This window comes from Chloroflexota bacterium, from assembly GCA_011322445.1.
Classification (GTDB): domain Bacteria; phylum Chloroflexota; class Anaerolineae; order Anaerolineales; family DRMV01; genus DRMV01.
Genome location: DRMV01000009.1, coordinates 1 through 15,287 on the forward strand (window position 1 = coordinate 1; position 15,287 = coordinate 15,287).

Consider the following 15,287-nt stretch of genomic DNA (forward strand, 5'->3'; position numbering starts at 1 on the left):
GGCTCAAACGAGCCGGTGCTCGATGGACGCCATACGGGGCTGAAATGACCGCCAAAGCGCGAGCAGCCTGGTTGAGCGATGCTTGGTCTCCCACCACCGGCTGGCCCCTTGCTGCCTGATTCTACAACTTATGAGTGCTCCCCCTCAATGATACCCGATTTTGCAGTCGGCCGCAGGGGGAGTAAAATATCACTGCCGCGCTTCTTTATGGTTTGCCTACCCCGAGGAGTTTTCTCCATGCGCCTTTCCACTGTCTTCCGCCTTGCCCGCCAGGGATGGTTGGGGCTCGCTCTGCTGGCCCTCATCGCCACGGCCTGCGCGCCCCGCCCCACGCCGTCTCCCACCGCCACGCTGAGGCCCACAATGCCGCCCACCGCCACCTCCCTTCCGCCGACGGCCACGCCCACGGTCACACCTTCTCCCACGCCTACGCCCATCCCGCCGACGGCCACACCCACCTTCACGCCTTCCCCCACCGCCACGGCCACGCCCGGCACGCCCATCTTCCGGCAAGGGAAGGTCGATTTCGTATTCGACAAAACCATCAACCTGGATAACGGCAGCAAAGATATTGCCTACCACCGCTCCGGCTCGCAGGTGGACGAACTGCGGCATGTGGGCCTGCACGTGGCGTTCTATGGCCCCCTCTACTTCTGGCCCCCCGATATCGCCGATTGCTACAACGCTCCTTACGATCCGGAAAACAATGCGTTGCTCAACCTCTCGCGCTATGTAGGGCTGTCGTTCTGCTACTACACCAACGAAGGGCGCGTCGGCGCGCTGCACGTCGACGCGGATTACGTCGACGGCGCTGGTCAACGCCATCTGGTGATCACTTTCATTACCTGGGCCGTCTTCCTCAAAAAGAAGTAACTCCGGCCTCCGCCCACGCTTCTCCCGGCAGGCGCAAGGCCGCCCCCACTAACGCCTCACCGCTGGAAAAGTCTTCCACCGGCAGGCGATAGACTGCCACCACGCCCTCGGCCACCCCGGCAAAAGCCGTGAGGTGCTGTTGCAAGCGCATCTGCACGCGAGCGCCCCCCGCGGCATCGGTCGAAGGCAACAACACCAGCAGCCGATGCGGCGTAAGCGGCAAAACATGATCACCCACGCGCAACACACGCGCCGCCTCGGCTTCCAGGGCTGTGCCCAAGGCAGCAGGGGCAAAGTGAACGACAAGCGCCTGGCAGGGCCGCGCGTGGGCTTCCCACGTCGCGGCCGCGGTGCGCAACAGGGCGGGGTCGGCGGGGGCTTCGGCTGTGGTGGCGCGCAAAACCGCGGGCAAACGGGCTTCAGCCGCAACCTGCACCGGCGCGCCTACCAGCGCCGCAAACGCCTGCGCTCTGGCTGCTGCTGCCAGCAAAGCCGAGACATCCACCAATTCGCCAGCGGCACACGCCAACCCGCAGCAGGCTGCGCCCTCGGGGGGAAACCGCTTGCGCAAACGGTTGACGGCTTCGCGAGCGCCGTCGCAGGGGGTGCCTTCCAGCCAGAAAATGCCCCCCTCGGTAAAGAATATGACGTCATCGTGGGCGCGCATCCTGGCCTGCAAAGGGTGCTGCGCCTCGGGGGAAAGGGGCACGAGGTCACGGCATACCGCCACGGTCACCACCGTGCCGGCTTCCCGTGCTGCCTGGGCGCGCGGCGCCCAAAGCGCCGCTGCCTTCCGGCGCGCCCGCGACCACGGGCCGACCTGATGCTGCAGTTCGCCATAGCAACCCGCCCCGACCAGCAAAAAGCCCAACACCGCGGCGAATGCACCAGCCCACGCCGCACCCCGGGACAAAAGGAACCACGCCACCAAAATGCCCGCCACGCTCACCGCCATCGCGCCGGTGCCTGCCCAAGGGCTGCCTCGGCGACAGGCGCTCCACAGTGCTGCCAATGCCGCCATCAGCACATACAACACCACCAAGGCCCCTAACAAGCGGCTTACAAGCGCCACATCGCCCCCCTGGCTCAACGCCAGCACCAGATCATGCACCAACTGCGGCGCAGCCCGCTCACCCCACCACGGTGCCAACAGGCCGCTGTACCCCAACAGTACAGCGCCTACCCCAACCAGCACACTCCACATTCGCTTCATTGCGTACCTCCAGAGGGAATTATATCCCATCTTCCCAGGGCGCGCGCCAGCACAAACAAGCGCCCCCATGTCGTCTTTTTCCCTCGGGCAATGCAAGTTTGCAACACGGCACCGCCTTGTGCACTGCCGTAAGTGCGCCGAAAAGCCTCTGCCACCGTCAGACGCTCGCCCGTCGCCAGGTCAATAAAGGCGGAATACGGCGAATCGGGCTGCAAGGCACGGTATCGCACCAACTGGGTGACCAAATATGCTTCCACGCCGCCATCGCCACGGATCACATAAAACACGTCCCCCGCTTTCAAATGGAAAAAAGCCGCCCCCGCCAGCGTGTTGTGCGCCAGGAAGCCCAGCGTGCCATAATAACGGGCAGCCAGCCGAAAGCGCGTCACGGTACCGGGCAACGCGGCCACGAAGCCATCTTTCCCTGGCGGCTGCTCAACAACCCGCGCGGCCAACACACCGGGAAGGTACAAGCCCACCACAGCCTCAGACGGGCGATGCTCGCGCTGCAGGGCTGCGACAAACGCAGCCAGTGATGGCAGCGAAGGGGTGGGGGTAGGGGTGGGAGCAAGTGTAGGGGAAGGCACAGCCGCGCCTGTGGGCACGGGCGGCGCGGTCGGGTGCGGCGTGGGGGTAGGCGGGGGCGTCGCCGTTGCGGTGGGGCGCGGTGCGGGCATGGCCGGCACCAACACCGTGGCCGCCGGCGGCGTGACCACCACCTCCACGGGGGTCGGTGCGCGCAGCACGCCAAACAACACGCTGCCGCCCGCTGCCAGCACCAGCAACAGGAACAGCGTTCTCTCCCACCATGCACGCCGTGATGCCATCTTTACCCCTCGAAGTTCACCGCCACCCACAGGGTCGTGGTGGCAGCAGGAAACCCCTCCTTCAGCCCCCACACCTGCTCCAGACCCGACAACACGCATCCCGCGCCGACCACGCGCGGGATGCGTTATCTCACACTGCTACCCGGCCAGCGGGCGCCTTTCCCTCAGTCCTCCCCTTCTGCCCGCCAGATCGCCGCGTAGGGGTGCTCGCCGCGCAGCGGTTTGCCCGCCGCAAAGCGCTCCAGCCCAAAGGGGCGAATATCCACCGTGCGAGGCGCACCGTCCAGCATCCATTCGGCCAGGCTAAGGCCCACTGCCGGCGAAATTTTGAACCCCGTGCCGCTGTGCGCACAGTTCAGCCAAAAACCTTCAGGCCCCGCCGGGCCGATGATGGCCCGCTGGTCGTCGGAAAGGCCATCGTAGCCGCGATGGGCGCTGTGGAGCGAGCCTTCCTCCATAGCAGGTACACGGCGGCAAACGTGTTCAACGGCCCGCTCGACAAAGCCGGGGTGGGGATGCTCGGTGTCGGTATCGGGGTCTTCCCCAATGGGGTTGCCGACTTCTAACCCCACCAGCGTGAGCCCGCCCTGCTCAGGGCGGAAATACATCTCTTGGGTATCGTCGATCACCGAGGGGTGAGTGGGGCCAAGCCGCTTGGGGCGGCGGATGAACATCACGTCGTGGCTCCATGTCGTAAAAGAGGGAATCTCCACCCCGGCAGTCCGCGCCAGACGGTCGGCCCAGGCCCCCGCGGCATTGACCACGATGGGGGCATGGTAGGTCTCCCCGTCGGCAGTGCGCACACCCAGCACACGGCTTTCCGTGGTCAACACCTCGCTCACCGTCACCCCGGTCTTCAACTGCGCTCCCAGGCGGCGGGCAGCATCCATCAGGCTGGCCGCCGTGGCCGGGGGGTCGGCATAACCGGATTCCGGCTCATAAGCCGCAACCGAAAAATCGTCGGTCACAAAATAGGGAGCCAGCCGCCTGACATCGTCGGCTGTCACAAGGAAGGTAGGAATGCCCACTTCTTGCTGCATCGCCACATTGGCCCGCAGCGCGTCTTCATAGGCCGGGGGCACGATGCGAATGAAGCCGGTTCGGATGAAACCGCAGGACCCCCCAACGATTTCATCCCAATTGCGGAAGTACTCAAACGACTTCCACACCAGTTCACACTCCAGGCGCAGGTCATAGTGCATCCGCACCAGGCCGCTGGAACGCCCTGTCGCGCCTGCAGCCACAAACTTGCGTTCCAGCACCAGGGGCTTGAGCCCTCGCTGCGCCAGGTGAAACGCCAAACTTGCACCGTGGACGCCCCCGCCTACGATGATGACATCAGCCGTGATGGTCATGTTACCTTTCTCCCAAGGTCATAGGGTGATGAACAGGCCACACCGGCCTGTCAAGATGACGGCAAGCCGCAGGGGCGCAGCGGCGCTGCGCCCCCACGCGATAACCATTGGGAAAGTGTCACGCGGTGCCTGCGCCCTGCCCTACGGCGCGGGCACCGTCGCGTCAAAGTTCCAGAACCAGTTGTAGGCATAGTAGCCTGTGGTCGCGCTTTCCAACCGAATGGCAATACGGTCCACATTCGCCAGTTGCGACGGGATGCTAAACGTCGTCGTGCTCAGGTTGCCGCTGGCATCGGTGGTGACCGTACCGACCACGTACCCGCCCACGCCGTACGTGCCGTAGTAGTTCATGTACACCGTGTAGGTATCGTTAGCCGGGAAGTTGTGCGGCTTGATGGTCACACTGCTATTGCGCGCGACCGCGGTGATGTAGAAGTAAGGATAGCCCGGATAAGGCAGCGGCGTGGCCGTCGGCGCGGGGGTCGCGCTCGGGGCAGGCGTGGCCGTGACGGCCGTGTCATTGTTCCAGAACCAGTTGTAGGCATAGTAGCCCGTCGTGGGGCTTTCCAACCGAATGGCGATGCGCACCTGCCCCGCCAGTTGAGCAGGCACACTGAAGGTTGTGTTGCTCAACGTGCCGCTGGCGTCGGTGGTGACCGTGCCCACAACGTACCCTCCCACGCCATATGTGCCATAATAGTTCATCCGCACCGTAAAAGTGTCATTCGGCGGGAAGTTGTAGGGGGAGATCGTTACACTGGTATCGCGCTGCACCGCGGCGATGTAGAAATACGGATAGCCGACATAACCAGGCACCGCGCCCTGCGCCGGGAACCACGATTGCCCCAACGCCATCACCACGCCCAGCACCAGGCCGACGATGCCTTCCAACAGTCTTCGCTTGGTCATTGCAAACCCTCCTTCAAGACAGAAAAAGGGGGAAGCCCCCGACACGACTATCCTAAGCATACATGAAAAGCGCTAAAGGCGCAAGCACCTTTTGACACGTCCGAAACCAATTCCTTGACAAATGACGCTTCTGCCGTAAAATTGAGCGCAATGAATACTCCCCTTCCCACTCACGCGTTTGGCTTTTATTACGCCCAGGGTAACGGCCCGCTGCCGCAGGCCGTTCGTGGCGCGTGAGCAGGGAAAACCCCCTGAGCGTCCGGGCGAGGTCTGACGGCCTCGCCCTTTTGCTTTAACGCCGTCTTGCCAGGCCGACCCATTTCCGCAGTTTGGAGGTGCCCCATGATGATCGTAATGCACGCCCACGCCAGCGAAGAGGATGTGCAAACCGTCCTCGAGGCCATCCGCCGCCACGGGTTCCAGCCCCACATCTCACAGGGGGAAGAACGCGTGGTCATCGGCGTGGTGGGGGAAGCGCGACGCGCCGAGCCCGATGCCTTCTTGCGGCTGCCAGGGGTGGCGCGCGTGGTCCCCCTTTCCCGCCCTTACAAACTTGCCTCGCGGGAATTCCACCCCACGGATCGCGCAGTGATGGTTAGAGGGGTGCGCATTGGCGGCGGCGGTGAGCCGGTTTTCATCGCCGGGCCATGTTCGGTCGAAAGCCGCGCCCAGTTGCTCGAAACCGCCCATGCCGTCAAGGAAGCCGGCGCGCAAATTCTCCGCGGTGGCGCTTTCAAACCCCGCACTTCGCCCTACTCCTTCCAGGGGCTGGGCGAGCGCGGCCTGGAACTGCTCGCGGAGGCCCGGGAAGCCACTGGCCTGCCCGTCGTCACCGAGGTGATGTCGCCCGAACTGGTGCCGCTGGTCGCCCGCTACGCCGACATGCTGCAAATCGGTGCCCGCAACATGCAAAACTATGCCCTGCTGCGCGCCGCGGGCGCCAGCGGCAAACCCATCTTACTCAAGCGCGGCATGAGCGCCACCCTCGACGAACTGCTGCTCGCCGCCGAATACATCCTCAGCAGCGGCAACGAAAACCTGGTGCTGTGCGAACGCGGCATCCGCACTTACGAAACCGCCACCCGCAACACCACCGACATCAACGCCATCCCTGCGCTCAAAGCACGCACCTCGCTGCCCGTGATTTTAGACCCCAGCCACAGCACCGGCCACTGGGCGTATGTTTCTCCCGTGGCACGAGCAGCCATTGCCGCCGGTGCCGACGGGCTCATCGTGGAAGTGCATCCGCACCCCGCGGAAGCCCTCTCGGACGGCGCGCAATCGCTCAAGCCGGAACGCTTCGCCCGCCTGGTCACCGAGGCGCGCGCCATTGCGCAAGCCTTGGGCCAGGAAACCCTGCACGAGGTGCCCCATGTGGCCGCCGACTGAAGCCGACGACGGAGAAGCCGACTTTGCGGCTGACTTTCCGTTGCACCGCGCGCGCGTGGCGATCGTGGGGCTGGGGCTAATCGGCGGCTCGCTGGCGCTGGCGCTGCAAGGCCAATGCGCCGCCCTGCTGGGGGTGGACCCCAGCCCCAAAGCCCGCGCGCTGGCACAGGCCAGCGGTGCATTGGACGCCATCTCAGACGACCCCGCGGCGCTCCTCCCCGCCGCCGACGTGGTCATCCTGGCCGCCCCTGTGCGCACCATCCTGGCACTGCTCGACGCTTTACCTTCCTGGCAGCCCAGCCCGGCCATCGTGCTGGACGTCGGCTCGACGAAAACCGCCATCACCACCCGCATGGCCGCGTTACCACCGCGTTTCGACCCCATTGGCGGGCACCCGATGGCAGGAAAAGAACATGGCGGGTTTGCCCACGCCGAGGCCAACCTGTTTCGCGACGCGCCTTTCGTCCTCACACCTCTCTCCCGCACCACGCCGCGCGCCCGCGCCTTTGCTCTGACGCTGGCCGGCGCTTTGCAGGCGCGGCCGCTCTGGCTCGACGCCACCACCCACGACCGCCATGCCGCGGCCATCAGCCACCTGCCCTACCTGCTCAGCCTCGCCCTCACGCTGAGCACCCCCCCAGAAGCCGCCCGCATCGCTGGCCCCGGCTTTCGTTCCACCACCCGGCTGGCCGCTTCCCCGCCCCACATGATGGCCGACATCCTCACCACCAACCGCCGCCCTGTGCTGGAAGCCCTGCGCCATTTCCGCACCACGCTGGACGCTCTGGAAACCGCCCTCGCCAACGACGACCCCCGTGCCTTGAAAGCCCTGCTGGCCGAAGGGCCGCCCCAACGACACCGCCTGTTGACCACGCCGCCCCCCGGCGAGCCTTGACCCGTGACACCCTGAGGCCCAGCGTTGCCCGAATGTACGGCCTAATTAGTGAAGTTTGTCACTTGCTAAATGTGCCCGCATGTGCTATTCTCAAGACAGAAACGATAACTCCCTCTGCCCCGCGCGGGCAGCGGCTCTTCACCTCGGAGGTGCCAGAATGAACACCCAAATCAAGTCTCGTGAAGCCAGTTTGGTGCAGCGGCTGATCGAAGCAGCCTGCCAACAGGCCAACGGCAAACCGGTGCTGGAAGTCAAAATCGCCGCGGCCAAATGCGCCGGGCTGGATGAAAGGCTGGTGCGGTTCTATTGGGACCAATACGCCCCCGAAACCGTATGCCAGGGCGCGCACATCCTCTATCGCGAAGTACCTTTCATCCAAAAGTGCCCTTACTGCGGCCACACCTTTGCCTCGCGCAAACAGAATGTGCCGTGCCCTCAATGTCGCGCCGGCCACACGGCCACACTCGTGGGCGACGATTGCGCCATCGTGGAAGACATCACCACAGCAAACTAACCACCTCCACGGCCTCCTCACTCCATCCCCCAGGTCCCGCCTGTCCAGCGCACGGCGGGACCTGGGCGTTTTTCCCATGCTATAATCTCCATGACGGTTCGCGTCTTTCCCTGGGAGGTTCCAATGTCCATATTCCGCAGGCTTATCATGGGGGCCGTGCCGGCGTTTCTGCTTCTCGCCGTTGCAGCCTGCGGCCCGGCAACGCCTTTGCCTTCCATCTCTGCTGCTGCGACCTCGGTGGCTGCGGCGCCGACCCTGCTCCCTTTCACGCCTACCCCCACCGGGCTGGTGCTGGTGCAGGCTTCGCCGCCCAAGGGCGCCGCGCTGCCGCTGCAAGGGGTGCTTACCTTCACCTTCAGCCGCCCTCTTGACCCTGCCAGCGCGCCTCGCGCCTTCCAATTGCTTGACGCCACCCAGCAGCCGGTCGCGGGCCGCGTGGATTTCCCCAACGCCCGCACCCTCCGTTTCACGCCCGCCCAGCCGCTGACGCCTGAGAGCACCTACACCGCGGTGTTCGACGCCAGCCTGCGCGCCGCCGACGGCACCCCACTCGCAGCCCCTCTCCGCCTGGCCTACACCACCGAGGCTGCCTTTGCCGTGCTGCGCGTCTTCCCCGCCGAAGACAGCGAAGACGTGCCAGTGAAAAGCGACATCACCGTGGTGTTCAACAAGCCCGTCGTGCCGCTGACCACGCGCGAAGCCGCCACCCCGCTGCCCCTCAAAATTTCCCCCGCCGTGGAAGGCAACGGCGCATGGATCAGCACGGCCATCTACACCTTCCACCCCGACCAGCCCCTCACCAGCAACACGACCTACACCGTCACCCTGCCAGCAGGGGTGCAAACGCTGAGCGGCGAAACGCTCTCCGCGCCAGTGACGTGGTCTTTCCACACCCACGCGGCGCGAGTCCGCCGCGTCAGCGCCGACGGCTGGGGCATCGAAGAAGATCAGCCCCTGGACTACGCCCGCCTTGACGCCGCCCTGCAAATCACCTTCAGCCAGCCGATGGACAAAACCACCACCGAGCAGGCCGTGACGCTGCAGGCGGAGGAGGGGGCGCTTACACCGCCGATGAAAGCCCGCTGGAACAAGGACAGTACCCGCTTGACCCTTGTGCCCCAGGGCCTCTTCAGCCCCGGCGCGACTTACACCCTCACCATTGCCGCGACGGCCCACAGCCAGGACGGTGGCACATTGGGGCGCGCCTACCGCTTTGCTTTTCACACCGCCGGGCTGCCGCGCGTGCTGAACACGTTTCCCGCCAACGGCCAGACCCAACAAGGCTACGATCCATGGGTCCAGGTGGAGTTCAACACCTACCCCGACCCCAAAAACGTGACCCAATACATCCGCATCTCGCCCACTCCCCCCACCGTCAAGGTTCAGGTTTACGATCGTCGCCTGTTCATCGGCTCGCTGGAAGCGGGCACCCCTTACACCATCACCCTGCTGCCCGGCCTGCCCGACCGCTTCGGCCAGACGCTAAAAGAAGCCTACACCTTCCGCATCACCACCGCCCATCTGCAACCGCGTGCCGAGTTGCTGCTTCCCTCCGAACCGGCCGTGGTACGCGCCGACGGCCCCCAAACCGTCTGGCTACGCTATGCCAACCTGGAAAGCGCCACCCTCAGCCTCTACCCGATGGCGGATGCCACGCTGATAGCCTCCCTCAACCGCGGGGCAGCCTGCTCACCGCAGGGGCAGCCGCTGGGTATCTTGCAGCCGGAAGCCGTAGCCACCGCCACCCGCGACGCCACCCACGCCCTCCAGTTCTCCCTCAGCCGCCTCAACCGGGGCAAGCCGCTCCCCCCAGGCGCCTACTGCCTCATCCTTCACCACGAACCCCACCAGAAATACGACCGCGACCGCGCCTACTGGCTGCTGGTTTCCACCGATAACCTCACCCTGGAAACCGGCCCTGCCGACGCTTTGGTGTGGGCCACCGACCTCGAGGCAGGCGCGCCCCAACCCGACCTGCCGGTGCGCCTTTTCACCGCCGATGTCGAAGACTATCCCCCCACGCTAAACGACGCGGGCATCGTCACCACCGACGCCAACGGGGTGGCTTCCTGGCCCAACCTGCCCCACGCGGCCCGCTTCGCCCTCGTGCACACCGCCGACCGCTTCGCCTTCACCGATGCGCACTGGGGCGCGGCCAACTTCCAGCAGCCCCTGGCCGCTTCCTACTGGGACGCGGCTTACACCCGCCCCCACGACCTCACCGCCCTCATCTACACCGACCGCCCCCTCTACCGCCCCGGTCAAGAAATCTTCTTCAAAGGCCTGGTGCGACGCAACCACGACCTGCATTACACCCTGCCCGAAGCCACAGCCGTATGGGTTAGCCTTTCCCACGAGGGCAAAATCATCAGTCAGCAACGCCTGCCCCTCTCGACGCTGGGCACTTTCCACGGCTCGGTGCTGCTGGCCGAGGAAGCCCCGCCCGGCACCTACACCTGGACCATCCGCCTCGAGCCCAAAGGCGACGCCATCGGCTGGGGGAGCGTGCGGGTAGCGCTCTATCACAAACCGGTTTTTGAAGTGCACCTCACGCCCCACGTGCCTGCGCTCATGCCTGGCGGCCGCACCACAGTGGACCTCACCGCCACTTACTACGCCGGCGACGCAGTGACCCACGCGGCGGTGAACTACCACGTGGAAGTGCAGCCTTACACCTTCCGCCCGCCTGAAGCCTGGGCCGACTACACCTTCCAGCAAACCACCGCCTGGGCATGGGACTTTTACTTCTCTGGCGGCGCACCGAGCGCCCAGGCGACCGAGCAACCGCCCCAGAGCGGCAAAACCACCACCGACGCCCAGGGGCACGCGGTCATCCCCGTGCAGGCGCCCATCGCCCTGCAAAGCGGCGACCAGCAACTCGCCGTGTGGACTTCCGTGACCGACGCGGGCGGCAACACTGCCGACGGGCACACGACCATCGTGGTGCGGAAAAGCAACCTTTACGTCGGTCTGAAAACCGAAGGCTGGACGGGCATCGCGGGCCAGCCCACCACCATTCACCTGGTGGTGCTCGACCCCAACGGCCGCCCCTTGCCCCATTACCCCCTCACGCTGAACGTGGAAGAAGAACGCTGGCACAGCGTGCAGCAGCGCGACGCCAGCGGCATTCTGCACTGGAAAGACACCCTGGAAACCCTCCCCGTGACGACCTTCGACAGCCTCACCACCGACGACAAAGGGCGCGCCACGGTCACCTTTACGCCCGACCACAGCGGCACGTATCGCTTCACCGCTGCCGCCCGCGATCGCGACGGCCGCCGCCGCGAGGCTTCCTTGCGCTTCTGGGTTGCAGGCAAAGAAGCCCTGCTGTGGGCACAAGGCGAACACACCCTCCCACTCATCCCCGACAAATCGTCCTACCACCCCGGGGGAACCGCCCACCTGCTGGCGCCCCAGCCTTTCGGCAAGCCAACTTACGCGCTGCTCACCGTGGCGCGGGAGCACATCTTCACCCACCAGGTCGTGCGGCTCGACCAGCCCAACACGCTGCTGAACATCCCCCTCACGGCCGACATGGCGCCGGTGGTTTACGCCTCACTGCTCACCCTGCGCCCGCCCGAAGGCGACCGTCCGGCCGATTTCCGCAGCGCCATCGTGCGGCTGCCGGTGGCGTTAGACGCCCAACAACTGGAAGTCACCCTCACCCCCGACCGCGACCACCTGGCCCCCGGCGAAACGGCCCGCTTCACCATCACCACCCGCACCCACGACGGCCAGCCCGTGCCCGCCGAGGTTTCCCTCGCCCTGGTCGACAAAGCCATCTACGCCCTCGCCCCCGACACTTTCAGCCTGCTCCAGCGGCTTTACCCGATGTATGGCCTGCGCGTTGCCACGGCGCTGGGGTTGGTGAACGATCTGGAAGCCTACGACGCACGCGTCCGCAAATGGCTGCCGGAAGGGGAAGGCATGGGCAGCGGCGGGGGCGAAAAAGGCGCCGACCTGGGCGGCGTGATCCCGGTGCGGGAGACCTTCCGCGACACCGCCTACTGGCGGGCCAACGTCCAGACCGACGCGCAAGGGCGCGCCACCGTCAGCATCACGCTGCCCGATAACATGACCACCTGGGTGATGCGCGCCCGCGCCATCACCGCCGACACGCGCGTGGGCACTGCCACTGCTGAAATCACCGTCAACCGGCCCTTCTTCGTGCGGTTGCACACGCCCGCCTTCTTCACCGGCGGCGACCAGCCCCGCATTCAGGCCGTGGTGCACAACGCCACCGACACCCCCCTGCAAGCCACCGTGCGCCTCACCCGCGCCGACGGCCTCACGTTGCAAAGCCCGGTCGAGCAAACAGTCACCGTACCCGCCAAAGGGCAGGCCGCGGTGGCCTGGCAGGCTTCCGTGCCCCTCACCGCCACCCGCGTCGACCTGGTGGTAGAAGCCCGCGCCGGCAACTACCGCGACGCCACCCGCCCCATCCTGACCACGCTGCCCGACGGCGGCATTCCGGTCTATCAGTTCACCACCGACGAAATCGTGGGCACCGCCCACGCCCTGACCCAGGCCGCCGAAATCCACGAAACCGTGTTGCCGCCCGCCGACGCCGCCGATGTGACCCTCCGGCTGGATGTGGCCGCCTCGCTCACCGCCGGCCTGGCCCAAAGCCTGAGCGTGGGCCAGCCGCCGGAAAGCCATTGCACCTACGCCTGGGCCGACAACCTGCTCGCCAACGCGGCCGCAGCCCAGGCCTTCCAGGCCCTCGGCGCGACGCCCCAAAACAAAGCCCAACTGGACACCGCCGTCCAACAGGCCGTGCAGGCGCTGGAAGCCACCCAACACCCCGACGGCGGGTGGGGCTGGTGCCCCCAGGGCGATACCGCCCCCCTGCCCACGGCCTACGCCACCCTCGCCCTCTCAGAAGCCGCCCGCGCCGGTTACACCACCGACCAGCGCGTGCTGCGCGCCGCCGCCGACAACCTCTACCTCGCCCTCACCCGCCAGCCCAAAAGCCCTGCCCCAGGCAAAACCTTCTCCGCCGCGGCCCAGCCGCTCTCGCTGGAAAGCCGCGCTTTCCTCATCGATACACTCGTCCGGCTGCCGTTCCGCTTCCCGGGGACGCTAACCACGGAAATCTACGCTCTCAACAAGAAAGCCGCCGACCACGGCATGGGCATCACCGGCTGGGCACTGCTGCTACACGCCGCCCAGGCCACCGGCATGGGCGACGCCTTCACTACGCCCATCCTGCGGCGGGTGGAAAACACGGTGGTGCTTTCCGCCGCCGGTGCCTACTGGGACCACAGCCCTGGCCCCGGCTGGATGTGGGGCACCGACACCGCCACCACCGCCCTGGCCCTGGACGCCCTGCTGGAAACCGATCCCCAAGCGCCCTTCCTGCCCAATGTGGTGCGCTGGCTGATGCAAAACCGCGATGCCCGCGGCCGCTGGGCAGGCGGGCAGAACACGGCTGTTGCGGTGCTCGCCCTTGCGCACTGGGTACGCTTCAGCGGCGAAAGCCACCCCAACTACCAGGCCACCATTGCCCTCAACGGCAGGCAGGTTGCCGCTTTGAACATCACACCCCAAAGCAACCTCGCACCGCAGCACTTCACCTGGCACGCCGCCGACCTCCGCCTGGGCGCGCCCAACGACCTCGCCATCCGCCGCACCGCCGGGCCGGGGACGCTCTACGCCAGCGCCTACCTGACCACCGTACTGCCCGCAGGCCAATTGCGCGCCCGTGCCGACGGCGTGGCGGTTTCCCGCGCTTACTACCTGCTGAACGACCTGAACACGCCCGTCACCACCTTCCCGGTGGGCGCGCTGGTGCAGGTGCGGCTCACGGTGGTCGCCCCCCACGACTTGCGGCATGTGCTGCTCACCGACTACCTCCCCGCGGGCATGGAAGCCCTCGACCCCAACCGCACCTGGAAGCCCGAAGCCACCGACGCCTTCTCGTGGGAAGATTTCCGCCGCTACGGTTGGGGTGGCTGGTACTTCTACCATCGGGAAGCCTACGACGAACGCGTCGTCTTCTCAGCCGACTTCCTGCCCGCGGGCGTTTACACCATTGTGTACAATGCCCGCGCCGCGGTGCCTGGCGCCTATCAGGTGCGACCGGCCACCGCCGGCGAGGTCTTCTTCCCCGATGTGCGCGGGCGCAGCAACGGTGTGGTGGTGGAAATCAAACCCTGAAAACGGTCTCCCCAGAACACCCACGCCCCCGCAGGCCAATCTGCGGGGGCGGTTTGATTTCCCAGGCAACGGGGGGCTTTCCGCTTGCTTACACTTCCGCCTCCGCCGCCACGCGGCGTGAGATGTGGCGATAAATCCACCCCAGCCCCAGCAGGAAGATCGGGCTGGTTACATACATTACCGGATACACCCGCCCTGCCAGCAGCGCGGTGAAAACGAGCAGAAAACTCAACTCGCCAGCGAGCAAAGCAAAGCGGTGGCGGTCGTTCCAACGGCTGCCGTGGCCGCTCCAGCGCAGGACGACCGCCAGCACCACGCCGGCTTCCAGCGCCAGCAGCGCCATGGCAACCAGCGGCGGGTAACGCCCAGCATCAGCACCCTGCGACACCAGAAAGAACATCAACAACATGCCCAAAAAACCGAGGGAGAAAAAAGCCAGCGGGTGCGGCGGATTCCCGCCGCGCGCTGCCCGGGGCCAAACAGGCCACACCCGCGCCAGCCCAATCAGCGCCATAATGCTCAACCAGCACAAAAGCACGCCGACATCGGGCGCATCGTAAGGGGTGAGGGCGCGCCCGATGAGCAGCACCAGCGCCAGATTGACGAGATGAAAGCCCCAGGCACGGCGGCTGTGCAGCCAGGGCCGCCCCCGCTGGTCAGGAAAAAGGATTTCCACAAAGGCCACCGTCGTGACAATGCTCAGCACTGCATGAAAGAGCATCAACTGTTCAACCCACACCCAGTTCACCCCCCAGGCCCGCCCATAAACGCCCAGATTGCCCAGGTCCATCCAGTGGGGGTTGAAGAACGACCGCACCACCAGCCCCTCTTCGAAAATGCCATAGGCAAAACCCAGCAAAAGCAGGCTGAACCAGCCTTTGCGCCACCGCACCACGGCCTCGCGCGCCAGCACCGCCCCCGAACCGTAAAGCATCATCAGCGAGATGAACGCCAGGGGATTGATGAATTCATTGAGCGGCGTCGAGCCGGAAAACACCTCGGCCAGCACTGGCGCGATGACAAAAAGCACCCACGCCGGGTGGTCACGGAGCCAACGCTTCCAACGGCGAAAACGCATGGGAACGTCCTTTGGATAGAGAGAACAGCAGCCTTTGCCTTCAAGTGCTATAATGCCTGTAAAGATTGTACCGCG

11 protein-coding genes are annotated in these 15,287 nt (G+C 65.7%); 5 read left to right on the plus strand and 6 right to left on the minus strand.

Annotated elements, in window-relative coordinates; translation table 11 throughout:
* Positions 1–128 precede the first annotated feature (128 nt).
* Positions 129–539: a hypothetical protein gene (locus ENJ54_01330; GenBank protein ID HFC08485.1), complete on the minus strand. Its 411-nt coding sequence runs from the start codon at positions 537–539 to the stop codon at positions 129–131.
* A 58-nt stretch (positions 540–597) separates the two neighbouring features.
* On the opposite strand from ENJ54_01330, the gene ENJ54_01335 reads away from it, so the two are divergent.
* Positions 598–873 (plus strand): hypothetical protein, encoded by a 276-nt coding sequence (locus ENJ54_01335; GenBank protein ID HFC08486.1) that lies wholly within the window; start codon positions 598–600, stop codon positions 871–873.
* On the opposite strand, the gene ENJ54_01340 is transcribed toward ENJ54_01335, so the two are convergent.
* The 4 genes from ENJ54_01340 to ENJ54_01355 all read right to left on the minus strand — a co-directional run bounded on the left by ENJ54_01340 (position 860) and on the right by ENJ54_01355 (position 5,177).
* Positions 860–2,086 carry a hypothetical protein gene (locus ENJ54_01340; GenBank protein ID HFC08487.1) on the minus strand — a complete coding sequence of 409 codons (1,227 nt, stop codon included), beginning with the start codon at positions 2,084–2,086 and terminating at the stop codon, positions 860–862. The genes ENJ54_01335 and ENJ54_01340 overlap by 14 nt on opposite strands.
* The gene (locus ENJ54_01345) at positions 2,083–2,913 is read right to left on the minus strand and encodes a hypothetical protein (GenBank protein HFC08488.1); all 831 of its coding nucleotides are present in this window, start codon (positions 2,911–2,913) and stop codon (positions 2,083–2,085) included. Before ENJ54_01345 ends, ENJ54_01340 begins: the two co-directional genes overlap by 4 nt.
* Before the next feature lie 164 nt (positions 2,914–3,077).
* Positions 3,078–4,268: an FAD-binding oxidoreductase gene (locus ENJ54_01350; GenBank protein HFC08489.1), complete on the minus strand. Its 1,191-nt coding sequence runs from the start codon at positions 4,266–4,268 to the stop codon at positions 3,078–3,080.
* A 141-nt stretch (positions 4,269–4,409) separates the two neighbouring features.
* Positions 4,410–5,177: a hypothetical protein gene (locus ENJ54_01355; GenBank protein ID HFC08490.1), complete on the minus strand. Its 768-nt coding sequence runs from the start codon at positions 5,175–5,177 to the stop codon at positions 4,410–4,412.
* A gap of 342 nt (positions 5,178–5,519) precedes the next feature.
* On the opposite strand from ENJ54_01355, the gene aroF reads away from it, so the two are divergent.
* The 4 genes from aroF (at position 5,520) to ENJ54_01375 (ending at position 14,134) form a co-directional block, all read left to right on the plus strand.
* Positions 5,520–6,566, plus strand: coding sequence for a 3-deoxy-7-phosphoheptulonate synthase (gene aroF, locus ENJ54_01360; protein ID HFC08491.1), 1,047 nt, complete (start codon positions 5,520–5,522; stop codon positions 6,564–6,566).
* Positions 6,550–7,461: a prephenate dehydrogenase/arogenate dehydrogenase family protein gene (locus ENJ54_01365; protein HFC08492.1), complete on the plus strand. Its 912-nt coding sequence runs from the start codon at positions 6,550–6,552 to the stop codon at positions 7,459–7,461. Before aroF ends, ENJ54_01365 begins: the two co-directional genes overlap by 17 nt.
* 79 nt (positions 7,462–7,540) lie before the next feature.
* On the plus strand, positions 7,541–7,975 hold the full coding sequence (locus tag ENJ54_01370) for a hydrogenase maturation nickel metallochaperone HypA (GenBank protein HFC08493.1): 435 nt from the start codon (positions 7,541–7,543) through the stop codon (positions 7,973–7,975).
* A gap of 90 nt (positions 7,976–8,065) precedes the next feature.
* Positions 8,066–14,134: a hypothetical protein gene (locus ENJ54_01375; GenBank protein ID HFC08494.1), complete on the plus strand. Its 6,069-nt coding sequence runs from the start codon at positions 8,066–8,068 to the stop codon at positions 14,132–14,134.
* Between the two features lie 88 nt (positions 14,135–14,222).
* Here the strand turns inward: ENJ54_01375 and ENJ54_01380 are convergent, their stop codons facing one another.
* Positions 14,223–15,212, minus strand: a complete 990-nt coding sequence (locus ENJ54_01380) for a hypothetical protein (GenBank protein HFC08495.1) — start codon at positions 15,210–15,212, stop codon at positions 14,223–14,225.
* Positions 15,213–15,287 lie beyond the last annotated feature (75 nt).